This is a genomic window from Methylobacterium oryzae (assembly GCF_036441375.1).
Classification (GTDB): Bacteria; Pseudomonadota; Alphaproteobacteria; order Rhizobiales; family Beijerinckiaceae; genus Methylobacterium; species Methylobacterium oryzae_A.
Map to the genome: position 1 here is coordinate 357,131 of NZ_MLCA01000007.1, position 23,076 is coordinate 380,206.

At 72.7% G+C, this 23,076-nt stretch carries 24 protein-coding genes; 9 read left to right on the forward strand and 15 right to left on the reverse strand.

What is annotated here, in order from left to right:
• The first annotated feature begins 84 nt into the window (after window positions 1–84).
• Window positions 85–696 (forward strand): glutathione S-transferase family protein, encoded by a 612-nt coding sequence (locus tag MOTC310_RS15930; RefSeq protein ID WP_331302464.1) that lies wholly within the window; start codon window positions 85–87, stop codon window positions 694–696.
• Here MOTC310_RS15930 and MOTC310_RS15935 read toward each other — a convergent pair.
• The 11 genes from MOTC310_RS15935 to MOTC310_RS15985 all read right to left on the reverse strand — a co-directional run bounded on the left by MOTC310_RS15935 (window position 678) and on the right by MOTC310_RS15985 (window position 13,114).
• Window positions 678–1,949: an ATP-binding protein gene (locus MOTC310_RS15935; RefSeq protein WP_331302465.1), complete on the reverse strand. Its 1,272-nt coding sequence runs from the start codon at window positions 1,947–1,949 to the stop codon at window positions 678–680. The two genes, MOTC310_RS15930 and MOTC310_RS15935, sit on opposite strands and share 19 nt — an antisense overlap.
• 19 nt (window positions 1,950–1,968) lie before the next feature.
• A complete protein-coding gene (locus MOTC310_RS15940) occupies window positions 1,969–3,057 on the reverse strand; it encodes a lysylphosphatidylglycerol synthase domain-containing protein (protein WP_331293734.1) in 1,089 nt (362 codons plus the stop codon).
• A 145-nt stretch (window positions 3,058–3,202) separates the two neighbouring features.
• On the reverse strand, window positions 3,203–3,838 hold the full coding sequence (locus MOTC310_RS15945; protein WP_331302466.1) for a uracil-DNA glycosylase: 636 nt from the start codon (window positions 3,836–3,838) through the stop codon (window positions 3,203–3,205).
• Window positions 3,828–4,586, reverse strand: coding sequence for a PIG-L deacetylase family protein (locus tag MOTC310_RS15950; RefSeq protein WP_331302467.1), 759 nt, complete (start codon window positions 4,584–4,586; stop codon window positions 3,828–3,830). Before MOTC310_RS15950 ends, MOTC310_RS15945 begins: the two co-directional genes overlap by 11 nt.
• Window positions 4,587–4,762: 176 nt before the next feature.
• Window positions 4,763–6,001: a glycosyltransferase family 4 protein gene (locus MOTC310_RS15955; RefSeq protein ID WP_331302468.1), complete on the reverse strand. Its 1,239-nt coding sequence runs from the start codon at window positions 5,999–6,001 to the stop codon at window positions 4,763–4,765.
• A gap of 85 nt (window positions 6,002–6,086) precedes the next feature.
• Window positions 6,087–6,959: a sugar phosphate isomerase/epimerase family protein gene (locus tag MOTC310_RS15960; RefSeq protein WP_331293739.1), complete on the reverse strand. Its 873-nt coding sequence runs from the start codon at window positions 6,957–6,959 to the stop codon at window positions 6,087–6,089.
• On the reverse strand, window positions 6,956–8,557 hold the full coding sequence (locus MOTC310_RS15965; RefSeq protein ID WP_331302469.1) for a YcaO-like family protein: 1,602 nt from the start codon (window positions 8,555–8,557) through the stop codon (window positions 6,956–6,958). The genes MOTC310_RS15960 and MOTC310_RS15965 overlap by 4 nt, the downstream gene beginning before the upstream one ends.
• A 177-nt stretch (window positions 8,558–8,734) precedes the next feature.
• The gene (locus tag MOTC310_RS15970; RefSeq protein WP_331302470.1) at window positions 8,735–9,730 is read right to left on the reverse strand and encodes a Gfo/Idh/MocA family protein; all 996 of its coding nucleotides are present in this window, start codon (window positions 9,728–9,730) and stop codon (window positions 8,735–8,737) included.
• Entirely contained in the window at window positions 9,730–10,911 is a 1,182-nt protein-coding gene (locus tag MOTC310_RS15975; RefSeq protein WP_331302471.1) for a class I SAM-dependent methyltransferase, read from the reverse strand. The genes MOTC310_RS15970 and MOTC310_RS15975 overlap by 1 nt, the downstream gene beginning before the upstream one ends.
• A 44-nt stretch (window positions 10,912–10,955) precedes the next feature.
• The gene (locus tag MOTC310_RS15980) at window positions 10,956–11,885 is read right to left on the reverse strand and encodes a hypothetical protein (RefSeq protein WP_331302472.1); all 930 of its coding nucleotides are present in this window, start codon (window positions 11,883–11,885) and stop codon (window positions 10,956–10,958) included.
• A 38-nt stretch (window positions 11,886–11,923) separates the two neighbouring features.
• Entirely contained in the window at window positions 11,924–13,114 is a 1,191-nt protein-coding gene (locus MOTC310_RS15985) for an inositol-3-phosphate synthase (RefSeq protein WP_331293747.1), read from the reverse strand.
• A 347-nt stretch (window positions 13,115–13,461) separates the two neighbouring features.
• Between MOTC310_RS15985 and MOTC310_RS15990 the strand changes: the two genes are divergently transcribed.
• The 6 genes from MOTC310_RS15990 to MOTC310_RS16015 all read left to right on the forward strand — a co-directional run bounded on the left by MOTC310_RS15990 (window position 13,462) and on the right by MOTC310_RS16015 (window position 19,847).
• Entirely contained in the window at window positions 13,462–14,691 is a 1,230-nt protein-coding gene (locus MOTC310_RS15990) for a transglycosylase SLT domain-containing protein (protein ID WP_331302497.1), read from the forward strand.
• 379 nt (window positions 14,692–15,070) lie between these two features.
• On the forward strand, window positions 15,071–15,307 hold the full coding sequence (locus MOTC310_RS15995; RefSeq protein WP_012320537.1) for a DUF6894 family protein: 237 nt from the start codon (window positions 15,071–15,073) through the stop codon (window positions 15,305–15,307).
• Window positions 15,308–15,404: 97 nt separating this feature from the next.
• On the forward strand, window positions 15,405–16,466 hold the full coding sequence (locus MOTC310_RS16000; protein ID WP_331302473.1) for an MBL fold metallo-hydrolase: 1,062 nt from the start codon (window positions 15,405–15,407) through the stop codon (window positions 16,464–16,466).
• A 153-nt stretch (window positions 16,467–16,619) separates the two neighbouring features.
• A complete protein-coding gene (locus MOTC310_RS16005; RefSeq protein WP_331302474.1) occupies window positions 16,620–18,239 on the forward strand; it encodes an ABC transporter substrate-binding protein in 1,620 nt (539 codons plus the stop codon).
• Window positions 18,240–18,773: 534 nt separating this feature from the next.
• Window positions 18,774–19,187, forward strand: a complete 414-nt coding sequence (locus MOTC310_RS16010; RefSeq protein WP_331302475.1) for a CREC-EF hand family protein — start codon at window positions 18,774–18,776, stop codon at window positions 19,185–19,187.
• Window positions 19,188–19,532: 345 nt separating this feature from the next.
• Window positions 19,533–19,847 (forward strand): hypothetical protein, encoded by a 315-nt coding sequence (locus tag MOTC310_RS16015; protein ID WP_331293752.1) that lies wholly within the window; start codon window positions 19,533–19,535, stop codon window positions 19,845–19,847.
• Between the two features lie 84 nt (window positions 19,848–19,931).
• On the opposite strand, the gene pcaD is transcribed toward MOTC310_RS16015, so the two are convergent.
• Both pcaD and MOTC310_RS16025 read right to left on the reverse strand, forming a co-directional pair.
• Window positions 19,932–20,729, reverse strand: a complete 798-nt coding sequence (pcaD, locus tag MOTC310_RS16020; protein ID WP_331302476.1) for a 3-oxoadipate enol-lactonase — start codon at window positions 20,727–20,729, stop codon at window positions 19,932–19,934.
• 128 nt (window positions 20,730–20,857) lie between these two features.
• Window positions 20,858–21,130, reverse strand: coding sequence for a DUF2061 domain-containing protein (locus tag MOTC310_RS16025; protein ID WP_331293756.1), 273 nt, complete (start codon window positions 21,128–21,130; stop codon window positions 20,858–20,860).
• A gap of 206 nt (window positions 21,131–21,336) precedes the next feature.
• Here MOTC310_RS16025 and MOTC310_RS16030 point away from each other — a divergent pair, with 206 nt between their 5' ends.
• Complete coding sequence (locus MOTC310_RS16030; RefSeq protein WP_331302477.1) at window positions 21,337–21,606, forward strand: hypothetical protein; 270 nt, start codon at window positions 21,337–21,339, stop codon at window positions 21,604–21,606.
• Between the two features lie 57 nt (window positions 21,607–21,663).
• Here MOTC310_RS16030 and MOTC310_RS16035 read toward each other — a convergent pair whose 3' ends face one another.
• Entirely contained in the window at window positions 21,664–22,047 is a 384-nt protein-coding gene (locus MOTC310_RS16035; RefSeq protein WP_331293759.1) for a hypothetical protein, read from the reverse strand.
• Between the two features lie 114 nt (window positions 22,048–22,161).
• Here MOTC310_RS16035 and MOTC310_RS16040 point away from each other — a divergent pair, with 114 nt between their 5' ends.
• Window positions 22,162–22,590 carry a DUF1810 domain-containing protein gene (locus MOTC310_RS16040; protein WP_331302478.1) on the forward strand — a complete coding sequence of 143 codons (429 nt, stop codon included), beginning with the start codon at window positions 22,162–22,164 and terminating at the stop codon, window positions 22,588–22,590.
• Between the two features lie 160 nt (window positions 22,591–22,750).
• On the opposite strand, the gene MOTC310_RS16045 is transcribed toward MOTC310_RS16040, so the two are convergent.
• A partial coding sequence (locus MOTC310_RS16045; RefSeq protein WP_419539914.1) for a thermonuclease family protein occupies window positions 22,751–23,076 on the reverse strand: 326 nt, incomplete at its 5' end.

A 23,076-nucleotide genomic window follows, 5' to 3' on the forward strand; every position in this document is an offset into this window, starting at 1 on the left:
TCCGACGCACGGTGAGGCGCGGCCCGTTGTCGAATCGCCGGTGCCCGGCCAAGGTCCTCGCCCGCATGCGCGACGAGGATCCGGATGAGCGAACCGCTGACGATCTACGGCGACCCGGGCTCCGGGAACTGCCTCAAGGTCAAGTGGGTCGCGGCCCGTCTCGGCATCCGGGCGGTCTGGCGCGACGTGGACGTCCCGGGCGGCGGGACGCGCGGGCCCGAGTTCCTGGCCCTGAACCCCGCAGGACGGGTGCCGGTCGTCGTCCTGCCCGACGGCGCCGTGCTGTCGGAATCGAACGCGATCATCCTCTACCTCGCGGAGGGCTCCGCGCTGATCCCCGCGGAGCCCCTGCCCCGCGCCCGCATGCTGCAGTGGATGTTCTGGGAGCAGTACAGCCACGAGCCCTACATCGCGGTCCGCCGCTACCAGCTCCACTACCTCAGGCGGGCGCCGGAGGATCTCGACCCGAAGCTCGCCGAGCGCGGCGCCGACGCCCTGCGGCTGATGGAGCGGACCCTCGCGCGCTCGGCCTTCATGGCGGGCGAGGTCCTGACCCTCGCCGACGTGGCGCTCGTGGCCTACACGCGCATGGCCCACGAGGGCGGCTTCGACTTGGCAGAGTACCCGGCGACCCGCGCCTGGGTCGGGCGCGTCGAAAGCGGGCTCGGGATCGGACCCTACGCCGGGCCGGCCTGATCGGCCGCGGGCTGCGGCGGCGCGGCGCCGTATTCCGGCAGGCTGACCCGAACGGTCGTCCCCTCCCCCGCCGCGCTCTCGATGGCGAGGCGTCCCCGGTGGCGGTTGAGGCTGTGCTTGACGATGGCGAGCCCCAGGCCGGTGCCGCCGCGGGCCCGGCTCGAGGCGACGTCGACCCGGTAGAAGCGCTCCGTCAGCCGCGGGATGTGCTCGGGCGGGATGCCCGGCCCGTCATCGGCCACCGACAGGACGATCCGGCGCCCGAGCCGCGGGTCGTCCTCGCGGGCGAGACCGACGCTGATCCGGCCGCCGCCATACTTCACGGCGTTCTCGATCAGGTTCTCGATCACCCGGGCGAGCTCGTCGGCGTCGCCGGGAACTGGGTAGGGGCCGCCGCCCTCCTCCAGGCGGATCGTGGCGCCCCGCGCCTCGGCGGGCGGACCCTGGGCGTCGACCATCTGGCGGGCGAGTGCCCCGAGATCGACCACCGCGGTGGGCGCCACGTGCTCGCGCAGCTCGATCCGCGACAGCGACAGCAGGTCGTCGATCAGCCGCGTCATGCGCAGGGCCTGGCCGCGCATGATCTCCAGGAAACGCTCGCGGGCCCGCGCGTCGTCGCGGGCCGGGCCCTGCAGGGTCTCGATGAAGCCGATCAGTGTTGCGAGCGGCGTGCGCAGCTCGTGGCTCGCGTTGGCGACGAAATCGACGCGCATCGCCTCGAGGCGCCGGGCCGAGGTGAGGTCGCGCAGGAACAGGAGCGCGCTGACACCGGACCCGTCGGGCATCGGCAGGGCGCCGATCTGGACCTCGAAGGTCCGCTCCAGCGGCACCCGGGTCGACAGGGCGACGCGGCGCGGGAGGCCTGAACTCAGCACCGCCTCGATCCCGTCGAGGACCTCGGGGTCGCGGAGCGCGAAGGACAGCGGCCGGGCCTGATGCAGGGCGGGCAGGAGCGCCCGTGCGGCCGGATTGGCCTCCAGCACCAGGGTGCGCCGGTCCACGAGGATCACCGGATCCGGCACGTGGGCCAGCAGCGCCTCGGCGACGGCGTGGCGCGGCGTGGCGGCGGCCGGTCGCGGGACGGGGTCCTCCCGGCCGCGCCCGCCGAGCCAGCCGCCCAGGCAGATGGCCCCAAGGCCGACCAGGATCAGCGGGAGGTCGAGCCGCCCGGCCAGGGCAGCGGCGAGCCCGAGCAGCCCCGCGGCGATCGCGGCGCCGGTCCAGGCGGGAGAGCTGCGCAGGCGGCCGGGCATGGCGGGCGAGGCCGACGGATCAGCGGGACTCGGGCTCGTCGTGCCAGGCGCGCCCGGACGGCCCGGCCGTGCCCTCCGGCGGGCCGGGATCGCGGGCGCCGCCCGCGCGCTTCACGATCTCGTAGAGGCCGAGCATCGCCAGGGCGGTCACGAACGGGACGACGTAGTAGCAGCCCCGGAACAGGAGCAGCGAGGTCAGCACCTCGTTGCGCGGCAGGCTCGACAGGGCGAGGAGCACGGTGGCCTCGAACACGCCGATGCCGCCCGGCGCGTTCGACGCGATGCCCAGCATGGCGGCGAGCACGTAGATCGCCAGGAAGGTGGTGAAGCCCAGCGTCGTCTCCTGCGGCAGCAGGACGTAGAGCACGGCCGCCGCCGCGCAGACGTCGCCGATGCCGACGATCATCTGGCCGATCGACACGGAGGCCCCGGGCAGCTCCAGGCGCCAGTGCTTGACGGTGATGCTGCGCTTCTTGGCCGAGACCCAGGCGAGATAGCCGAGCACCATGGCGAGCGCCGCGAGCCCAACCCCCTGGTTGATCCGGATCGACGTGAAGGCGAGCCCGGCGAGCTGGCCGGCCTCGATGATCAGGCTGAGGCCCAGCACCACGCCCATGCCGAGCCAGAAGGTGAAGCCGGCAATGACGGTGAGCGCGGCGATCTTGGCGGTGGACAGTCCCTGCCGGGCGTAGATCCAGTAGCGGATCGTCCCGGCGGTGAGCAGCGGGAAGCCCAGGGTGAAGCTCACCGCGTAGCTCGTGAAGGAGGCGAGCGCGGTGATCCGGTACGGCACCTTGATCTTGAGCTGGCGCAGGGCCAGCGCGTCGTAGCCGGTGAGGAACAGGTAGCTGACGCCGACGAACAGGAAGGCGAGGCCGAGTTGCTCGGCGGTCGCGGCCGCGATCGCGCCGCGCACCTCGGCCCAGCTGACGCTCTGGACGAGCTTCCACAGGACGCCGAGGGAGACCGCGAACAGCACGATGCTGGCCGCCGTGCCGATCCAGGCATAGCGGCTGCGCCGGCTCTTCCGCTTCGGGCCGGCTTCGGCATCGTGATGGACCGGCTCGACCGGCTCGGCCGGGCTCCGGTGCTGTCCCTGAAAATTCATGCCGATCGGCGTCCGCCCTTCCGGCTGCGCGGCCCGGCCCAAGGCCGTCAGCCCGTGCCGGAATCTCCCGGACCGCGGCCCGTTGCCCCGCATGTAGGCCGAACGGGCGCACAAGGCCAGGGAAGGGGCCGCCCGGACAGGTGTTCTATCCTCGACGGGCCGGCCGATCGAGGATCGCGGCCGCCTCGGCGAGGCCGTGCCGGATCCGGGCGGGGACCTCGGGCGAGGTGCAGACATAGGTCGGACTCGGGTGCGGCACCCGGATCACCGGCAGGTGGGGCCGGAGCGCCGCGAGGGCCGGCGCCGCCTCGCCGGCGAAGCGGCCGGCCAGCACCGCCACGGCGAGGCGCGGCAGCAGGTCGAGGAGCGGGGCCAGGTAGGGCGCGGCGGCCGCGACCTCGGCGCGGCGCGGCGCCCGGTTGAGGGCGCCCTCGGCGTGGATCAGCCAGGGGACCGCGTTCCAGATCAGCGTGTCGGCCCGGACGATCCCCGCCTCGGCGAGGAAGCGGAACAGGTTCGCGGCGGTGCCGTTCGCGCTGTCGCGCGTGACGAAGCCGGTGCGCAGCACCGCCGGGCCGGGCGTCTCGAGGAGGAGCAGCAGCCGCGCGCCGACGCCGCCGTCCAGAGGGTCGGGAGTCGGGACCGGCGCGCCGCGCTCGGTGGAGATCCGCTCGCCCAGCGCCCGGATCGGCGCGATGTGCGGCGCCCCGATCATCGCCCGGCGGGCCGCGAGGGCCTGCGGGTCAGCCAGCGATTTCGGCGCCCGCGGCTCAGCCGGCATCGAGGCCGGGCACGGCCGCGCCGAGGCGGCCCGACAGGCGGAAGCGCTCGCGACCCTCCTCCCGGGCGAGGCGCGCGTCGAGGCCGGCCGCGCCGCCGAACTGGAAGCCGATCTGGCTGGCATAGGCCGCGCAGGCGGCGCGCTTCCGGGCCTGCGCATCCGGAGCGAGGCGCATCACCGGCTCGGCGAGCGCGGAGAACAGCGCCGCGAGGGGCTCCTTCGGGGCAGCATCGCGCACCGTGTAGGGAAAGTCGCGCCACCACAGGATCGGCGACGGCAGATCGAGACTGCGCAGCGCCCGCACGGCCTGGACGTGATCGACGTGGCCGCCGATCGCCTGGGGGGCGAGGAGGAGGTCCGGGCTCTCCGCGGCGATCAGCCCCGCCATCGCCGGCGCGAGGTCGGCCGCGATGCCGTCGTCGGCGCGGGTATCGGAGAACAGCTCCGGCGCCGAGCCGTAGCCCCGGTGCGGCGCCTCCCGGAACGGCAGGTGCACGGGCGGCGCGATGCCGAGCGCCGCGGCCGCGCGGACATCCTCGTCCCGGCGCAGGGCCATGTAGTCGACCTCCTGTCCCAGGCCCTTGTCGAGCTGGCAGGCGAGCGCGAAGCCGCTCGGCTCGGCGACGCTGCCGGTGAACAGGGTCGCCATCACGATCCGCCAGCCGTCTCGCGCGAGGCTTGCCAGCAGGCCGCCGCACGAGAAGGCCGCGTCGTCGAGGTGGGGGGACAGGGCAAGCGCGGTGGGCATGGTTCAGCGCCTCTCATCCTCGACAGGTCCAACCCGCGCCCTCGTCCCGAGCTGCGGCGAGGACGCCTCGCAGGAGGGCTCCGGGGATCGCCGCACCCTCTGGAGGGCTCCTTCGAGGACCGCCGACGCGGGCACCTCAGGATGAGGGGGTTGGATGGGACGTTCCGAGGACGCTCTCAAAGCAGGTGCGGCTCGGCGCGGAACCGGCAGGTCGGATCGTCGGGCAGGTCCGTCGCGAAATCGGTGGCCGGCCGCTCGCCGCGCACCCGGGCGTAGACGTCCATGATCTGCCGCCCGACCGCGTGCCACGAGTAGACCCGCCGGCACTCCTCCAGGCCGGCCGTCGCGATGCGGCGGCGCAGATCGGCCTCCGTGATGATCCGGGTGAGCGAGGCGGCCAGCGCCGGGACGTCGCCCGGGTTGACCAGCAGCCCGTTCTCCCCGTCGCGCAGGCAGTCCGAGACGCCGACCGCGTGGCACGAGACGGTGGCGAGCCCGGCCGCCAGCGCCTCCAGGATCGTGTTGGAGAAGCCCTCCGCGTAGGTCGGCGAGACGAACACGTCGGCGTGGCGGTAGAGGTCGGGCACGGAGCCGTACTCGGCGTAGCCCGTGAAGGCGATCTCGCGCTCGGAGAAGGCGCGCTCCGCGGCGAGCGCCTTGGCCGGGTCCACGTCGGGCCCGATCCCCGAGATCGTGGCGGCGAACGGCGTGCCCTGCGCGCGCAGGATCGCCAGGGCCTCGATGAAGTCGAGCACGCCTTTCCGGCGGTCGACCCGGCCGTGGTAGAACAGCCGCACCGGGCCGGCATGGGGCGCGGGCAGCCCGTCGGGTGTGCCTTGCGCGAACCGGTCGGTGTCGACCGCGCCGGGCACGATGGTGAAGCGGGCGGGGTCCGAGCCCAGCCGCCCGCAGACCTCGTCCACGAAGGAGGCGCCGCCGATCAGCAGCGCGTTGGCGTGGGCCAGCACCTCGCACATGGCGACCCGGTGGGTCTCGCAGCAGGAGCCGACCCAGTGGCCGTCGCCGCCCTGGATCGAGACGACGCTCGGCACGCCGAGCTCGCGCGCGGCGAGCAGCACCGCCCAGCCGGTCGGGTAGCCGTACTGCGCGTGCAGGATGTCGAACGGCTTTTCGGCGTGCTCTCGGGCGATGGCGTCCACCATCGTGGCGATGTCGCGCTCGAAATCGCCGGAGGTCTGCTCGCCGAGCTGCTCCAGGCCGATCACCCGCACACCCGGCACCGGCGGCGGCGGGCCGCCCCCGTAGACCCGGGTGCCGAAGGCGTCGCCCCGGTACTGCGAGATCATCGTGACGTCGTGGCCAGCACCGACCAGCTCGCCCAGCAGGTTCTGCGCGTAGACGCTCATGCCCGATATCGCCGGGAAGTAGCGGCGGCTGAGGAAGAGGATTCTCATCGCGCCGCACCTTCGCATTGACCGGGCGAGGCGCCGAGGCGCTCCCTCTCCCGTGCCCGATTCTCGCCTCGCCGCGGTTCGGCTCTCACTGCCATTGCCGCCGCGTCTCCTGCTCGCCGGCCAGGACCGGGCCGGGGCGCCGGCAGCCGCGGAGGTACTCCAGCGCCTGAGGGATCATCACGTCGGCCCGGTGGCTCTCGCGGGACAGCTCGACGCAGATCAGCTTGCCGAAGCCGACCTCCTCCAGCGCCTCCAGCACGCCCGGCACGTCCATGTCGCCCTCGCCGAAGGGCAGGTGGATGTGGCTGCCGCGCTTCATGTCCTCGATCGCCACGGTGCCGATCCGGTCGGCGAATTCCCGCACCGCCGCCGCAGGCTCGCGCTCGCCCGTCACGAGGCAGTGGCCGGTGTCGAGGGCGAGCTTCAGCCCCGGCACGGCGAGGGCCGCGTAATCGTCGAGGGTCTCGATCAGCATGCCGGGTTCCGGCTCCAGGCAGGGCACGACCCCGGATGCGGTGGCGAAGGCCGCGACCTCGTGCAGCCCCTCTTCCAGCCAGCGCCGGGCCTCGCCGTGATCGACGCCGGGCTTCGGCACGCCGGCCCAGAACGAGACCGCCTCGGCGGAGAGCATCGCGCCGATCTCGACGGCCCGCTTGAGGAAGCCGACCCGCCGGGCGCGGCCCGCGGCGTCGGCCGTCACCAGAGTCGGCTCGTGCTTGGCATTGGGATCGAGCAGGAAGCGGGCGCCCGTCTCGATGACGCAGGTCAGTTCCAGCTTCTCCAGCAGGCTCGCCACCCGGCCGGCCTCGGCCGCCCAGGTCTCGGAGAACGGGTCGAGGTGGTGGATGTCGAGGGTCAGCGCGACACCGTCGTAGCCCGCCGCCTTGATCAGGTGCAGCGCGTCGTCGAGGCGGTGGTTGGCCGCGCCGTTGGTGTTGTAGGCGAACCGGAGCGTCACGCCGCCCTCCCCTTTCGCTGGGCGAGCCGGAACGGGGCGTGGTGCGATTCCGGCTCGCGGTAGAGCGGATAGTGCCGCCCGACGATCCGCTCGGCCAGGGCCACGTCGAACAGCGGCTGGCCGCCGAACCGCTCCAGGGCCTCCGGCGTGAGGCGCACCGGCCGCAGGGTCTCGCTCTCGGCGCCGAACTTGATCAGCGGATGGTCGCGGTCGAGGAGCTTCTTCGTGTTGCGCTCGCCGATCCGGTAGTAGCTCATGGTCTCGACCTCGAGCCCCGGCACGATCGCCTTGACCACGCCGACCCCGCCCCCGGGCGGCGTGCAGTCGACGTAGAGCACGTCGAACCCGGCCTCGAGCAGCCGGTCGCAGGCGATCTTCCCCCGGGCGTGGCCGTCGGCGGCCGGGGTGGAAGGCAGCTCGGCGAAGCGCTTGGTGCTCCGCTCCGAGTAGACCGTGTCGGCCAGCACGCCGCGCAGGTCGGCCGCCGGCATCTCGATCCATTCGAGCATGGCCTGGAGGGCGCGGCTCTCCTCGAGGTCGAGGCTGGGCAGCGCCTTCTGGATGAACGCGTCGACGTAGCCGGGCGGCGTCACCGTGGCGGCCATGTCGAGGGGGCCGTGCCCGAAGGTCTTCCGCACCCGCGCGGCCTGGAACTCCAGGAGCGCCTTGCGGAGCGCCCGCTCCCGGTCCGGATCGCAGGCCTCGCCGCAGGCCGAGAGGGCGATCGGCGCCGGCGTGCGCGCCGGATCCGCGTCGTAGCCGACGACGTAGAGGTTGGTCAGCCCGAACTGGTCGGTGGCGAATTTCGGGAGCGCCCGGATCCCGAGCTCCTTCAGCCGGGCCAGCATCGCGGCGTTCTCCGGGCCGATGCCGTCGAGGTCGAGCATCACGCCCTGGTCGAGGGCCCGGAACAGCAGGCCGTTGCCGTCCCGCTGGAGCAGCTCCAGCACGCCGTGGCCGAGCGCGAAGGGCACGTCGGGCCCGGCGCCGAGGCCGTTGGTGATGAGGTTGGTGAAGGGCTTGTAGCCCTCCGACAGCTCGAAATAGTCGGTGGCGGCGACGTCGAGCGGCATCAGCACGATCTCGCCGGTGGCGTGGCGGATGCTCGGCGTCCACTCGAGCACCGTGTCGCGGTTCACCGGGGAGCCCGCGGGCAGGCAGAGGGTCAGCGGGTCGGCGACGGATTTCTGGCCGTAGACCCGCACGAGATCGGTGTAGCTCGCCCGCTCCTTGGCCCGCGGCAGCACGGCGAGCGAGGGCATCAGGTTCTCGGCGATCTCCGCGACGGCGCCGATCAGCGCCTCGTCGTCGGTGGCGCCGTAGCCGATGCCCGACGGCATCGCGCCCACGAAGAACGGGTCGTCGAGGAACAGGGCCACGAACCAGACCGGGATGCCGGTGCGGTCGAGGGGCGCCAGCGGGAAGCCGACGACGCGCCCCTCCGGCAGGACGTCGAGATAGGCCCTGACCGGGTCGGGCAGGGTCTCGGGCAATCCCTCGATCGGCCGCTTCGCGCCGAAGCGGTAGGGGCGCGGCGCCTTGATCCGCTCGTGGCGGGCACGGTCGTCCTGGTCGTGGAAGGCGTCTGCGTTGCTCACGTCGTGTTCCCGTCTTCCTCGAACCGCCTGCCTTCCCACCTTCGTCCCACTCACACCCTCATCCTGAGGTGACCGCGAAGCGGGCCTCGAAGGAGGGCTCCGCCGCGCTCCGGCACCTCAGGATGAGGGGGTGGGTGGGAGATGCATGGTTCGTCGCGTGATCGAATGTCCTGTCCGCTACCCCTGCCCGTAGGCGCGGGCGACGAGCCGCATGGTGTGAAGGTCGCGGGACGCCGAGTACGCCGCCCGCTCCTCCGGCCGGCGCAGGGCCGAGCCGAAGGCGCGCACCTGCTCGGTGAAGGGCGAGCTGTCCGCGTCGAAGGCGAGCGGCTCTGCCCGCCCGGTCGCGCCGTCGATGAAGGTCAGCGACCCGCCGGCCGTCTGGCCCATCGTGTTCTCGGCGACCAGCTGGCCCTTCGTGCCGACCACCTCCAGGCGGCGGCGGGGCAGCGCGTCGGGGCAATTGTAGGCGACGTGCAGGCTCGCCAGCGCGCCGCCCGCGGTCCGCCCGATCAGCAGGGCGCCGTCGTCGACCGCGTAATCCTGGGCCTTGGACTGGGTCAGGGCCGCGATGGTGATGATCGGCTCGCCGAGCAGGAAGTCCACGAGGTCGAGCCCGTGCGGGGCGAGGTCCATCAGCGCGCCGCCGCCGGCCTGGGCGGCGTCGATCCGCCAGTTCGGCTGGCCGGCCTCCGACCAGTCGCGCCCGAGCCAGCAGGCGTAGACGATCCGCACCGTCGTGACCGTGCCGAGCCGCCCGGCTTCAACCTGCGCGCGGATCGCCCGGTGGGCCGGGTGGTGGCGCTGGTCGAACGCCGTCCCGTAGAAGATGTTTTGCGACTCGACCGCGCGGACCATCGCCTCGGCGTCGGCGAGGGTCGCCGCCACGGGCTTCTCGCAGAGCACCGCCTTGCCGGCGGCGGCCAGCGCCTCCACGGCGCCGCGGTGGAGGTGGTTCGGCGTCGCCACGTAGACCGCCTCGACCGCGGGCTCGGCGATGAGGCCGGCGAGGTCGGCGTGGCCCCGGGCACCCGCCGCCTCGGCCGCGACGCGGCAATCCGGGTTCGGATCGCAGACCGCGACCAAGCGGTGTCCGGCGGCGCGGATGCCGGGCTCCATGTAGTCGCGGGCGACCCAGCCGTAGCCGACGATGCCCCAGCCGACGGCGTCCATCACCACCGCTCCGGCAGGTCGACGAACTCGCGCACGCGGACGCGCTGCGTCTCCGGCGCGTCGAGGCCGGCCTCGAAGGTCAGGTGCTCGGGGCCGGGGGAGTGGAGCGGGTAGGTGGCGCGGGGGGCGTACTCCGCCTCGTAGCGCTCGGAAGGCCAGCGGATGACGTAGCCGTCGCCCTCGGCGGCGTAGAGCGGGTTGAGCCGCAGCACGGTCCCGGGCTTCGGCAGGGTCAGGCCGTCGACCAGGGCGCGGGGCGCCGGGCGCATGCCGGGGCCGCACACGACCGAGAACGCCTCGCAGCTCCGCAGGGCCGCCGGCTCCTGCGGGCCCGGGGCCCGCGCCGCGACCAGCGCCCGGGTCAGTTCCGCGTCGTCGTAGACCAGGGCGTCGGGGAAGAACTCGGCGATCTCCTCCGCCGTCACCGCGCGGCCGGCCGAGAAGCCCGGGCAGTCGCGGTTGTGGATGTGGCTCAGCGCCAGCCAGCCGTCGTCGCCGGCATTCTGGCGGAGGTTTTCCAGCAGCGCCGCCTTGTCGTCGAGGAAGTAGAAGGCGTCGTTGCAGACGACGAGGTCGACCGGTGCCCCCGGGACCGGCCAGTGCGGCGAGCCGGCATCGAAACAGACGAGCTGCGCCTTCTCGGCCACCACCCAGTGGCGCGCGACCCAGAGCTTGGCGAAGACCACGTCGGCGCCGGCGACCTTGCAGCCGCGCCGCTGCAGCTCCCGCAGGTAGTGGCCGATGCCGCAGGCGAACTCGAAGACGCAGGTGGGCTCGTTCCAGTGCGCCTCCAGGAGCGACAGGCCGGCCAGGAAGGTCGGGTCGCTCCAGCGGTGCAGGAAGTAGTCGCCGACGCGGCCCCAGCCGAGGAGCTCGACCGCGTCGCGCAGGGTCGCGGTGCGGCGCTCCTTGATGAGCCGGATGATCCCGGCGGGATCGGCCGGCGGACCGTTCCACCAATCGTCCTGATCGACGAGCAGCGCGGCGAGCGCCTCGTCGGGCTCGCCCGCGTCGAGATGGGCGAGCACCCGCTCGATCAGGGCCGCGCGGTTGATCCGCAGGTACGGGATGCCGTCGATCACGGGCCAGCGCGCGCCGGTCTCCGCGTCGCGCAGGGCGTGCGGGCCGTCGGCCTTCAACGGGTTGCCGGTGTCCGGCGATCTGAGTTCGAACGGGATCATGGTTCTCGGAGCCGCCCGGGCAGATGGGCGACCGGGCCCGGCGATCAAGGGATGCGCATGTCGGTGAGGACACGGTCGTGGAAGCCCTTCACCGGGCCGGCATGGACCAGCTCCCACTCGTCGAGCACCATCCCCATCGTGGTCGAGGCCCCGCGGAGATGCTGGGCGATCTGCAGGACGCGGTCGATGCAGTCCGCCGCGTGGAAGGCGCGGCCCTCGGCGGTGGCGTCGTCGGGCAGGACCGCGCGGGCGCGCTCGACCTGGGCCCGCAGGGGCTCGGCGAGTTCGGCGAGCGCCCAGGCGGTGGTGGTGGCCATGATCGGCCCGAGATGGTCGCCGAGCAGCATCTCGCCGGTGAAGCCGGCATCCGGCATCGCGGCGTTGTGGAAGTGGTGCGCCATCGCGGCCAGGAACACGGTGCCGGGATCGGCCCGGTAGAACGGGCTGAGGCAGACCCCGTAGACCGCCACGATCAGGCAGTGCTCGGCGTGGTTCTCGGGCGGCTCCAGCAGGATGCGGGCGCGGCCGGGGCAGGTCACGCCCGCCCGCGGCTGCTGCGCCAGGGCCGCGACGAAGCCCGGCAGCGGCCCGGGCCGGCCCGGCGGGCGCGGCGCGAGCCGCGCGCGCAGGCGGTCACGGAGCTCCGGATCGAGGTTTTCGGTCACGGCGTCGAAGCCCGCCACCAGCACCGCGGAGGCGGCCTCGTCCGAGAGACCCGCCGCGGTCAGGAAGGCCGCGTCGAGGTCGCAGAGGCGGGTTGCCGCGAGGGTGGTCGCGGTGATGTCGAGGGCGACGTCGTCGGGCGCGGCGCCGCCGGTGAGCAGGCCCCACCCCTGCGCGAACAGCCGCTCGGCGATCGACCCCTGGCGGCCCGCGGAGCGGACGCGCTTGAGGTCGTTCATCTCGACCAGGAGGTCGCGCAGCGCCTCCGGCGCGGCGGCGCCGGAGAGGGGCGGTCGGGTCTCGCTTGGCATCGTGTCCTTCCGGAAGCCGCCCTCGGTCGCGACGTGGCCTAGTGCACGCCCAGCCAGTCGTGGAGCATCTTCTCCTGCTTGTTGAAGGCGTGCTCCGGACCGTGGCCGTTCTTGACCATCGGCGCCTTGAAGAAGGTCGAGAGCTGCTCCTGCACGCCGCCGTCGCCGCGCTTGCTCGCGAGATCGAGGACGCGGGCGATCTCGATGACGAGCGGCGCGGCCAGGATCGAGTCCTTGCAGAGGAAATTCACCTTGATCTGCATCCGCTGGCCCATGAAGCCGGTGACGTCGATGTTGTCCCAGGCCTCCTTGTCGTCGCCGCGCGGGCGGTAATAGTGGATGTGCACGAGGTGGTCCTCGACCGGGTAGCCGAGGATCGAGTCGAGCACCGTGCCCTTGGTGTTGAGCTTCGACTGGAGCGAGTTCGGGTCGTTCAGGGCGAGGCCGTCGCGGTTGCCCAGGATGTTCGTCGAGAACCAGCCGTCGACGTGCAGCGCGCGCGCCTTGAAGGCGGGGGCCAGCACGGTCTTCATCATGGTCTGGCCGGTCTTGCCGTCCTTGCCGGCGACCGGGACGTTGAGCTCCTTGGCGAGTTCCAGGAGCGCGGGGACGTCGGCGGCCACGCTCGGGGTGAAGTTGGCGTAGGGGATGCCGCTCTTGATCGCCGCGTAGGCGTAGAGCATCGCGGGCGAGATCGCCTCGTCGCTCGAGTCCAGGCCCTTCTCGAAGGCGGCCGTGGAGTTCAGGGTCGGATCGTTCAGGTCGGGCCAGCGCTCCGTCGAGGCGAGGTTCACCACGACCACGTCGTCGAGGTTGCTCTCCTTCTGGAAGCGGCGGAGATCGTTGGCGATCACCGAGACCGCCTCGCGGTGGTCCTTGGCGACGATGCGGTTCTGGCCGTCGATGTTCTTGCAGAACTTGGCGCTGCCCACCGCCGGCCAGGGGGTGATGCCCTTGAGCACCTGGGCGCCGTTCTCGATGTCGTCCTTCGAGAGCACGCCGTGGCCGCTGGCCGCGGAAGCGAGATCGTCGCCGTTCAGGTCCCAGCCGCCGAAGACCAGATCCTTGTAGTCGGCCATGCCGGCCACGGAGAGGCCGGCGAGCGGCAGCCCGTCGAGCCGGTTCGAGCCGGATTTGATCATCTCGATGCCGGCGATGGCGGTGGTGGCGACGGCGCCACCCATGCCAACGAACGCGACACCGACGCGGCGACCGGACTGCATGCTCATTGGAAACTGATGTCCTTGTGGGGACGCGGGTGGCGTCTTGAAGGGTCCGTCCTGGAACGGAAAGTTCGCCCCCCCGGGGCCGTACCTAACTGGCTCGGTGGTCCCGCGTTCCAAGCCGAATGCGACAACATTGCCCCACCCTCGCCTATCCGGCGCCCCGGTCGCGGCCGGTTCGCGGCGTTAACGCGGCCCTAAGGGGCAGGGTTAACCCTTCGTTGACCGTGCCACGCTTGGATCACGGGGCCGTCCCATTCTGGTCACGGCCGGCATCGATAGGGCCGCCGCTTCCAGAAAACCCGGCCGCCAGAGCCGGGCGGACGCAAGGACCGATCTGAAGAGGACCAATGATGGGGGTTTTCCCGGAGCCGGCGCGTTGCGCCGACGACGTGAGCCGACTCGTGCCGCGGACCCTGAACGGCACGGGCTATTGCGAGGATGAAGCCGTGGCGTGGCTGCCGCGGGCCGGACGCGGGACAGGGCGCCGGTCACTTCGCCGCACCGGCCTCGGCCGCATCTCCGGGACGCTGGCCCTGGGGCTCGTCGCCGGGCTCGGCCTGCCGCAGGCCGCCTTCGCGCCCGCCTATTTCGCGCCGGCCGCCCAGGCCCACGACCGGGTCGACACCAGCCCGCGCGCCGCGCAGTCACTGTCTCAACATGCGTCCGGTCCTGCGGTTCCCGCCCCGGCGCCCGACGCGCCGGCCACGGACGCCTGGAACGGCCTGCCCGTGCCGGAGCAGGAGCCCGCCACCACGGCCCTGATCCAGGACGACCTCGCGGCCTTGCCGCGGGTCACGCAGGAGCAGGGTCAGGACGCGGTCAAGTTCGGCGAGCGCAGCGTACCGCGCAAGGTGGTCGACACGATCGTCAAGGCCTCCGACGAGGCCGGCGTCGATCCCGTCTACATGATGGCGCTGGCCGACAAGGAATCGAGCTTCGACACGGACGCGAAGGCCGCGACGTCCTCGGCGCAGGGCCTGTTCCAGTTCGTCGCCCGCACCTGGCTGGAGATGATCCGCGATTACGGCGCGCGCTACGGGCTCGCCGAGGAGGCCGCGGCCGTGAAGGGCCGGGGCGCCGCGATCACCGTCGCGGGCGGCATGCGCGCCCGGGTGCTCGGCCTGCGCAACGACCCGCGCGTCGCCGCCCTGATGGCGGCCGAGCTGATCAAGCGCGACCGCGAGCGGATCGAGGCCCGGGTCGGGCGCGCGCTCACCACGACCGAGCTGTACCTCGCCCATTTCCTCGGCACGGCGAGCGCCGGGCGCTTCCTGTCGCTCTCCTCCGAGAAGCCCGACGAGGTCGCCGGACGCGAGTTCCGCACCGCGGCGCGGGCCAACCGCAGCCTGTTCACCGAGAAGACGGGCGGCAAGCGCCGCAGCCTGACCGTGTCCGAGTTGCACGATCGGATCGACGGCATGATCGACCGGCGGCTGACCCGCTACCAGGGCGTGGCGGCGGTTGCCGAAGCGCTCGACAGGGCGCCGGCCCAGAGCGACGTCGCCGCCGAGGAGACGGCTCCGGCGGCCGGCAGCCGCCGCGTCGAGGTGACGGAGGCGCTGCCGCCGGACGGGGTGTGAGGACCCCGTCCGGCCGCCGGCCTTCCTGAGCGGACCGGAGCGCTGCCTCGGCGCGCCGGGCCTGTCGGATGGGCGGCACGGCCTGTCTCGCCCTTATTCAGGGTCTTCCGGGCGTCATCCCGGGCCGCGCGCGTGGACCGGGATCCGGGCGCGCCCGGGCGACAGGTGCTTGCTCCGACTGCGAATTTTGCTTCCGTGCTCGGCCGCGGCGCCCCGGAACGCCGGAACGGTCGGCGGCGCGGCAACACGACCCAAGACCGGCTCGCGCGATCAACCGACGCCGGCCGGCCGGGCTCAAACCTCGGCTTTTAAGGCGCTGTTAACCATAGCAAGATCAATCCTGTCGCCAGATTACTTCTCTTTGAGACCCTTGGCGCCGATGCCCCGCTACTTCATCGACCTGCACGACGGCTCGCAGCCGATCCACGATGAGGTCGGGTTCGACCTGCCGGACCTGCCGGCGGCCCGCGCCAAGGTCACCCGGATCATGTCGGCGATCGCCCGCGACATGCTGCCGGATGTCGAGCGGCAGGATTACGTGGCCTGCGTCCGCGACGGCGTCGGCAAGGTGGTCTACCGGGCGCGCCTGTCCCTCGCCGCCGAGATGGTGGAGTGAGCCGGGCGCGCTCAGCGCACCCCTGAAACGTCCCTGAGGCTCCCCGCCGCGCCTTGGGAGCGCTTGACCGCCCCTCGGTTCCGGCCATCTCGGATCCATGAAACGGCGCAGCCTGCTCACGGTCGCGAGTGCGGCCACGGTCATGACGCTCGGCGGCGTCGGCTACGCCGCGCACCGACGCGGCCGGAACCCCTATTACCGCGGCCCGACCTCCGACCATTTCGACGGGCTGCGGTTCTTCCTGCCGGGACAGTCGACCGACAAGGCGCTGCCGGACGTGCTGCGCTGGCAGGCCAAGCGGCAGCGCGAGCCCTGGCCGAAGAGCTTCCCCAGCCCCTACCCCGCCGACCGGCCGCCGGAGCGCGTCGCGGGCCTGCGGGTCGTGCTGATCGGCCACGCGAGCTACCTCGTGCAGGTCGCCGGCCGGAACATCCTGATCGATCCGGTCTTCGCCAAGCGCGCGAGCCCGGTCCGTTTCGCCGGGCCGAAGCGCGTCAACCCGCCGGGCATCGCCCTCGCCGACCTGCCGCCCATCGACGCGGTCCTGGTCACCCACAACCACTACGACCATCTCGACGGGCCGGGCCTCGCCCGAATCTGGCAGGCGCACCAGCCGCTGATCGTGGCGCCCCTGGGCAACGACACGATCCTGCGCGGCTACGACGACACGATGCATGTCGAGACCCGCGACTGGGGGCAGTCGGTCGACCTCGGCGACGGGCTGCAGGTGCACCTGACGCCCGCGAACCACTGGTCGGCCCGGGGCGTCAACGACCGGCGGATGGCGCTGTGGTGCGCCTTCGTGATCACCTCGCCCAGCGGCGTGCACTACCATGTCGGCGATACCGGCTTCGGGGACGGCGCGCTGTTCTCCGACGTCCGGGCCCGGTTCGGGCCGCCGCGCCTCGCGACGCTGCCGATCGGCGCCTACGAGCCGCGCTGGTTCATGCAGGCCCAGCACGTCGATCCGGCCGAGGCCGTGAAGGTCTTCACCCTGCTCGGCGCCGAGCAGGCCCTCGGCCACCATTGGGGCACGTTCCAGCTCACCGACGAGGGCATCGAGCGGCCCGTCGAGGCGCTCGCGGCGGCCCTCGGCGGGGCCGGCATCCCGGCCGAGCGCTTCGTCGCCCTCAGGCCCGGCCAGGTCTGGGAGGCCTGACCCGCGCCGTCTCCGGGAGGCACCGCCGGGCATTGGGCACGATGCGTGCATCATCCTGTATGCAGTATGGGGACGAGACCCGGGCCGCGCCGCCGCGCGCCTGAAGGCCGGTGCCGCCCCGTGCGGCGCCCGCGCCTTCAGCCGAGAGACACGATGGACCCGATCAAGCCGACACGCCGCTCCCTGATGGCCGGGGGCGTCGCCCTCGCGGCGCTGGGGGCGGCGGGCCGGGCCGGCGCGCAGGGCGCGGCCCCCGGCACCCTGACCTACGGCATCTCCATGACCGACCTGCCGCTCACCACCGGCCAGCCGGACCGGGGTGCGGGCGGCTACCAGTTCACCGGCCTGACCCTCTACGATCCCCTGGTCGCCTGGGAACTCGACGTCGCGGACCGGCCCGGCAAGATGGTGCCCGGGCTCGCCACCGCCTGGGAAGCCGACCCGGCCGATCCCAAGGTCTGGACCTTCCACCTGCGGGAGGGCGTGGTCTTCCACGACGGCTCGGCCTTCGATGCCGACGCGGTGATCTGGAACTTCGACAAGGTGCTGAACAAGGAGGCGCCGCATTTCGACCAGCGGCAGGCGGCCCAGGTCCGCCCGCGCCTGCCCGGGGTCGCGAGCTACCGCAAGCTCGACGCCAAGACCGTCCAGGTCGTCACCAAGACGCCCGACAGCCTGTTCCCCTACCAGATGCTCTGGTTCCTGATCTCGTCGCCGGCGCAGTACGAGAAGGTCGGCAAGGACTGGGCGAAGTTCGCCTTCGAGCCCTCGGGGACCGGGCCGTTCCGCATGGGGCAGCTGGTGCCGCGGGTGCGGCTCGAATTGCTGCCGAACGTCGGCTACTGGAACCCGAAGCGGGTCCCCAAGCTCGCGAAGCTGACCCTCACCTGCGTCCCCGAGGACCTCGCCCGGGTGAACGCGCTCCTGTCCGGCAGCGTCGACCTGATCGAGGCGCCCGCGCCCGACGCGGTGCCGCGCCTGAAGGCCGCCGGCATGCGAGTCGTCGGCAACGACACGCCCCATGTCTGGAACTACCACCTGTCGATGCTGGAGGGATCGCCGTGGCGCGACCTGCGCCTGCGCAAGGCCGCCAACCTCGCCATCGACCGCGCGGGCGTCGTCGAGCTGATGGGCGGCCTCGCCCAGCCGGCCGTCGGGCAGGTTCAGGAATCGAGCCCGTGGTTCGGCAAGCCGGGTTTCAAGATCCGGACCGACGTCGAGGCGGCGCGCAAGCTCGTCGCGGAGGCCGGCTACTCGGTGAAGAACCCCGTGAAGGCCACGGTCCTGATCCCGACCGGCGGCACCGGGCAGATGCTGTCGCTGCCGATCAACGAGTTCGTCCAGCAGAGCTGGGCGGAGATCGGCATCCAGGTGGAGTTCAAGACCGTCGAGCTGGAGGTGGCCTACACGGCGTGGCGCCAGGGCGCCGCGGATCCGAGCCTCAAGGGCGTCAGCGCCGGCAACATCGCCTACGTCACCTCGGACCCGTTCTACGCGATCCTGCGCTTCTACGATTCGCGGCAGATCGCGCCGAACGGCGTGAACTGGAGCCACTATCGCAATCCCGAGGTCGACGCCCTCTGCGACAAGGTGAAGGCCAGCCTCGACGTGGACGAGCAGAACCGCCTCCTGGCGCGCATCCACGAAATCGTCGTGGACGACGCCGTGCAGGTCTGGGTGGTTCACGACACCAATCCGCACGCGCTGTCGCCGCGGGTGAAGAACTACGTTCAGGCGCAGCACTGGTTTCAGGACCTGGCGACCCTCGCCTGATCCGCTCCGACCTGTCTCGACCTCGGCAGGACGGGAGAAAGTCGGGACCTTTCGGCGCGAGGAGGCGCCGGACCCCGAACGCACGCAGGCGTGTTCCGTGAAGACTCGCCTTGCCGGCGCCGGCCTGGCCGCCTCCCCCGCGAGCGTCGCTCCCGCGGCGGCGCAGCGAATCGACGCCGGTCCCGACGGACCGGGCGTCGACCTCCGCGCCCAGCGGGCGCGCGATTTCCGCCGCGCAGAGTATCGGCGCGACCGCGCGGACGAGGGGGCCCGCCTGGACCGTCGACAGCGGTTCGACGACGGCCGTCCCGCCGGGCGGCGCGGCGACGGATACTGAAGCACCACGCGAATCGCCCGACGGCGATTGTGCGCCCTCTTCGGGGGCCGGTTCGCGCCGGCCCCCTTTTCTATGCGCGTCCTTGGCGGCCCTCCGCGGAGACAGCGCGATCCGCCCACAGGGTCGAATTTCGCACTTGCAGCACGGCGAGTCGGCGACTAGGAAGATCGAGCATCAAATTTCGGGAGCATCTGGCAATGACCCTTCGTTTCATCAGTGGCTTCGCGGCGGTGACCCTCGCGGTGTGCGGCCTCTCTGCGCCGGCCGCCTTCGCCAAGCCGATGAGCGGGGCGAGCGCCGTCAAGATGATCGACACCGACAACGACGGTACCGTCGACATGAAGGAAGTGGAGGCTGTCGCCTCGGCGACCTTCGACCGTCTCGAGAAGGATTCGGACGGCACGCTCGACGCCCGCGAGCTGAAGGGCCGCCTGAGCCAGGCCGGCGTGAAGCAGGCCGATCCGGACAGCGACGGCACCCTCGACAAGAAGGAGTACCTCGCGGCGGTCGGCGAGCGCTTCAAGATGGCCGACCCGGACAACGACGGCACCCTCGACGCCAAGGAGCTGAACTCCAAGGCCGGCAAGGCTCTCCTCGCCCTCATCAAGTAAAACCGGCTGGCCGTTCCCGACGGAGCGTCGATGAGCGAGGCCCCCGCGGCGCCGACCGCGGGGGCCTTGCTGCGTTCGATCTGACCCTCGACCTTCGTCGGGCCGCCCGAATCCATCGATCTGCAAGCGAAGGTTGTGGATTGCCGCGGGTAATCCGAGGCGCCGAACTCGCCCGGAAGCCCGGGCGCGCCCGCGTCCAACCACCTGCTCGCGAGCACTGGACCGGCCGGCTCCGGGCTCGACCATTCCGAGCTGCGACGCTCGACCGCTCGCCGGGCACGCGCGGGAGAGTTGACGGCCCGCAACCTGTAGGTGCACCCTCGAACCGGTTGAGGGACCAACACGATGCGCAACGGCTCACCAGAGGACGACGCGAACGCGAGACGACGCGCGGACCTGTGCACGATCGCCGACGGGCCGAACGGTTCGGCGGCGGTCGAGGGGCGCGACACCGGGGCCGAGAGGGCCATCGAGGTCGCGGACGCGGAGCCGACGGATCTGCTCGGCGAGCTCGGCGACGCGCTGCTCGTCGCCTACCGGCTGGCCGCGCAGGACGGTGATCCGGCGACCGTGGCGCTGCTCGGGCAGGCGCTGCTGCACACCGGACGGCGGCTGGCGCGCGGGATGTCGCCCGCCGAGGCCGGGATCGCCTGCCACTGAAGCGCGCCGCCCGGCCGGCGCACGATTCCGAGGCCGAGCCGACCGCGCGGACGGCTTCGCGCGGCGCGGTGCCGCGGAGAGCGGCTATGCGCCCCGCGCGGCCAGATCGAGGAAGGCGCGCAGGTAGCCACCGACCGCCTCGGCGCGCTCGACGGCCAGCAGGTGCGCCGCGCGGGGCAGGACGAGGAGTTCGGCCTGGGCGATGCCGCCGCAGATCTCCTCGGCCATGGCCGGGGGAGTCGAGGGATCGTCGCGGCCGGCGATCACCAGGGTCGGCGCGGTGATGGCGGCAAGCGCCGGCCGGAGATCCATGCGCCCGATCGCGCCGCAGCACACGGCGTAGCCGGCCGGATCGCAGGTCAGGAAGCGCTCGCGCACCGCCCGGACCGCCTCGGGGTCGCGCTGCGCGAAGCCCGCCGTGAACCAGCGGCCGAGCGTCGCCTCGACCACGGCCGCCGGTCCCTGGGCGCGCACGGTCGCGGCGCGCTCGTCCCAGCTCTGCGGACTCGGAAGGTGGGCCGCCGTCGCCATCAGGGTGGCGCTGAGCGCCCGTCCGGGATCGGCGCTCGCCAGCGCCTGCACGGTCATGCCGCCGAGGGATAGCCCGACCAGATGGGCCTGTCCGATCCCCAGGGCGTCCAGCAGGCCCGCGAGGTCTCCGGCCAGGTCCGCGACCGCGGTCGGCTGGTCCCGCGTGTCTGATCCGCCGTGGCCGCGCGTGTCGTAGCGCAGCGTCCGGAAGCGGCCCCCGAGCGCCGGCATCAGCGCATCCCACATCTCGAGGGTCGCACCCAGCGAGTTCGAGAAGGCCACGACCGGGGCGTCCTCGGGTCCTTCGAGGTGGTAGCGGAGGCCGAGTCCTCCGACTGTGATCTGCGGCATGCGGCGGTCTCCGATCTGAAACTCTCGAGGATGTCACACCGGCGGGAGGCGGGGGCGCCGCGCCCGCTCGGGCGGGCCGGCGCGACGCGCTGCGGCGATGGCAGGTGTCGTGGCCTCCCGGACGGTTCTCAGGCGCGGCCCAGGGGAATCAGGCTCCAGCCACGCTCGTGGAGGTAGTACAACACGGTCTTGGTCACGGTCTCGGTCGAAGCGATCGAGCCGGCGACCAGCACGCTACCGGTGAACAGGTAGGACAGGATCAGCGTGTCGAGGCTTCCGACGATGCGCCAGCTCACGGCCTTGGCGATCGAGCGGAGACGGCTCTCCCCGGCCGGGCGCGCGCGCGTCCGGGAAGGCTCGGGCGCGCGGCCATCATGGGTTGGGACGTCGTCGGCGGGCATACGGGCTCCCTGCTGTCCATCCGAAAGGTACGCGGCGGCGCGACCCACCATGGGCACCGCAGCGGGTGCCGCACCGCCGGATCGCACGGCGCGCGGATGACGATGCCGCGAGCCGTGCGGCCCGGGGGACCGTCTTCAACTTGAGTCAATGCGCGGGCGGGCGAAACGCTCGACAAGAGCGGCGGCGAGGCCAGAGGAGACCAGCGATGCACCTGCCTGCGACGGGCGACGCCGCGATCCGACCGGCGGAATTCTGGGACACGGTCGGCGACTTGGTGACCGCAAAGGTCGAGCCGGTGATCGGCCGGGGCGACCGACAGCGCGGCCCGGTGATCGACTACCTGCGCGACCTGGAAGCCCTGGCGCGGCGCCAGTGCGACAGCCGCGAGACGGTCCAGATCATCGCCTCGGGCCGGCGGCTCCTCGGGGACCGCAGCGAGATCGGGCCGTCGGACGGGCCGTTCACCCGCGCCTGAGCGAGGCACCCGGAGCACGCGACCGCGCGACGGATGGCCGGGCTGGGCGGGCAGCTGTCAGGACCGCCCGCGGCGCGGCGGCTCAAGGGGCGCCGCGCGCGTCGTCCGCGACCGGATCAGGTAGATCGCCGCCGCGACCGCCCAGGCCGCGCAGGTCGGCGCCACCCATTGCTGCAGGTTCGGCATCGACCAGCCGTACAGGAACTCGGCGCCGAGATGCGCCTGAACGGCGTCCCAGCCGGCGTGCTTGATGTCGTGCTCCCGCTGCCCGGCCTCGCGGCCGTAATAGTAGGTCGAGACCACCAGGGCCGCGACGCCCTCCGGCCGGGGGCTGCGCAGCAGGATCAGCGCGGCCGCCACCCCGGCGGTCTCGGGGACCGCCGTCATCGCGTGGCTCATCGCCGGGTTCGCGACCATGAAGGCGACGAGCGTTCCAAGCATGGGCGGCGCTTACACCAATCCGGACATCGCGTCTGCGCCAGCCCGCCTTCGCGCCTGCATCCGCGGCACGCGCCGCGCGGTTGACGGACCGGGACCGGACCATCGGAGCCGCGCATGACCGACATCTACGACCTCGGCCGCTTCGTCACCGCGCAGGAGGGCGTCTACCCGCGCGCCCTGGCGGAATTGCAGGCCGGCGACAAGCGCAGCCACTGGATGTGGTTCATCTTCCCGCAAATCGCCGGTCTCGGCGCGAGCCCGATGGCGCGGCGCTACGCCATCGGGTCCCTCGCGGAGGCCGAGGCCTACGCGGCACACCCGGTGCTCGGCGCGCGCCTGCGCGCCTGCACGGCGGCCGTCAACGCCGTCGCCGGGCGCTCGGCCCACGCGATCTTCGGCGCGCCGGACGATCTGAAGTTCCGCTCCAGCATGACGCTGTTCGCCCGCGCCGCGCCCGGCGAGCCGCTCTTCGCCGACGCTCTGGCGCGCTACTTCGACGGCGCCCCGGACCCGCGGACGCTGGCGAAGCTCGCGGCGGGCTAGGGCCGTTCCCGACGGCGTCGCGGGGGTCCGGAAGACGGGCGCCTCCGGCCGAAGCAGCCGCGATACGCCCCCGCTCCCGCGCGGGTAGAGGGGACCCGCGCCGCGGTCTCGGCACGGGCTCGATCATCCCCCGTGCCGACACGATCGCGGGCGGCGCGCCTCACCGGCCCCAGAGCCCGACACGCTCGGCGCGGGCCTGCTCCTCCGCGCCCAGGAGATCCGGCGGCGCGTCCTCCGAGGCCCGCGCGCCGCCCGCCGCGAGGATCAGCCCGGCAAGGTCGTCGCCCTCGATCCGGCAGCGGGCGGTGGCCCCGTCGGAGATCCCGGTGCAGACCACATCGCGGCGGCGCAGGTAGCTCGCGAGCTGCCGGGCGAGATGGCCGCGCTCGCCGACGACGCCCAGGAGGCGCACGACCCGCCCGCGCAGGTTGAGGGTGCCGGTGTCGATCACCTCGGGCACGCCGCGGACCTCGCCGACCGCGGCCG

What these genes read in the sequence shown, in the direction of transcription:
- MOTC310_RS15940 (WP_331293734.1), bottom strand. Translation starts at nt 3,057, where the DNA reads ATGAATTTTCAGGGACAGCACCGGAGCCCGGCCGAGCCGGTCGAGCCG.
- MOTC310_RS16015 (WP_331293752.1), top strand. Translation starts at nt 19,533, where the DNA reads ATGCGCAACGGCTCACCAGAGGACGACGCGAACGCGAGACGACGCGCG.
- MOTC310_RS15990 (WP_331302497.1), top strand. Translation starts at nt 13,462, where the DNA reads ATGGGGGTTTTCCCGGAGCCGGCGCGTTGCGCCGACGACGTGAGCCGA.
- MOTC310_RS15950 (WP_331302467.1), bottom strand. Translation starts at nt 4,586, where the DNA reads ATGCCCACCGCGCTTGCCCTGTCCCCCCACCTCGACGACGCGGCCTTC.
- MOTC310_RS15945 (WP_331302466.1), bottom strand. Translation starts at nt 3,838, where the DNA reads ATGCCGGCTGAGCCGCGGGCGCCGAAATCGCTGGCTGACCCGCAGGCC.
- MOTC310_RS16005 (WP_331302474.1), top strand. Translation starts at nt 16,620, where the DNA reads ATGGACCCGATCAAGCCGACACGCCGCTCCCTGATGGCCGGGGGCGTC.
- pcaD (WP_331302476.1), bottom strand. Translation starts at nt 20,729, where the DNA reads ATGCCGCAGATCACAGTCGGAGGACTCGGCCTCCGCTACCACCTCGAA.
- MOTC310_RS16000 (WP_331302473.1), top strand. Translation starts at nt 15,405, where the DNA reads ATGAAACGGCGCAGCCTGCTCACGGTCGCGAGTGCGGCCACGGTCATG.
- MOTC310_RS15980 (WP_331302472.1), bottom strand. Translation starts at nt 11,885, where the DNA reads ATGCCAAGCGAGACCCGACCGCCCCTCTCCGGCGCCGCCGCGCCGGAG.
- MOTC310_RS15975 (WP_331302471.1), bottom strand. Translation starts at nt 10,911, where the DNA reads ATGATCCCGTTCGAACTCAGATCGCCGGACACCGGCAACCCGTTGAAG.
- MOTC310_RS16040 (WP_331302478.1), top strand. Translation starts at nt 22,162, where the DNA reads ATGACCGACATCTACGACCTCGGCCGCTTCGTCACCGCGCAGGAGGGC.
- MOTC310_RS15935 (WP_331302465.1), bottom strand. Translation starts at nt 1,949, where the DNA reads ATGCCCGGCCGCCTGCGCAGCTCTCCCGCCTGGACCGGCGCCGCGATC.
- MOTC310_RS15930 (WP_331302464.1), top strand. Translation starts at nt 85, where the DNA reads ATGAGCGAACCGCTGACGATCTACGGCGACCCGGGCTCCGGGAACTGC.
- MOTC310_RS16035 (WP_331293759.1), bottom strand. Translation starts at nt 22,047, where the DNA reads ATGCTTGGAACGCTCGTCGCCTTCATGGTCGCGAACCCGGCGATGAGC.
- MOTC310_RS15995 (WP_012320537.1), top strand. Translation starts at nt 15,071, where the DNA reads ATGCCCCGCTACTTCATCGACCTGCACGACGGCTCGCAGCCGATCCAC.
- MOTC310_RS15955 (WP_331302468.1), bottom strand. Translation starts at nt 6,001, where the DNA reads ATGAGAATCCTCTTCCTCAGCCGCCGCTACTTCCCGGCGATATCGGGC.
- MOTC310_RS15970 (WP_331302470.1), bottom strand. Translation starts at nt 9,730, where the DNA reads ATGGACGCCGTCGGCTGGGGCATCGTCGGCTACGGCTGGGTCGCCCGC.
- MOTC310_RS16030 (WP_331302477.1), top strand. Translation starts at nt 21,337, where the DNA reads ATGCACCTGCCTGCGACGGGCGACGCCGCGATCCGACCGGCGGAATTC.
- MOTC310_RS16010 (WP_331302475.1), top strand. Translation starts at nt 18,774, where the DNA reads ATGACCCTTCGTTTCATCAGTGGCTTCGCGGCGGTGACCCTCGCGGTG.
- MOTC310_RS15985 (WP_331293747.1), bottom strand. Translation starts at nt 13,114, where the DNA reads ATGAGCATGCAGTCCGGTCGCCGCGTCGGTGTCGCGTTCGTTGGCATG.
- MOTC310_RS16025 (WP_331293756.1), bottom strand. Translation starts at nt 21,130, where the DNA reads ATGCCCGCCGACGACGTCCCAACCCATGATGGCCGCGCGCCCGAGCCT.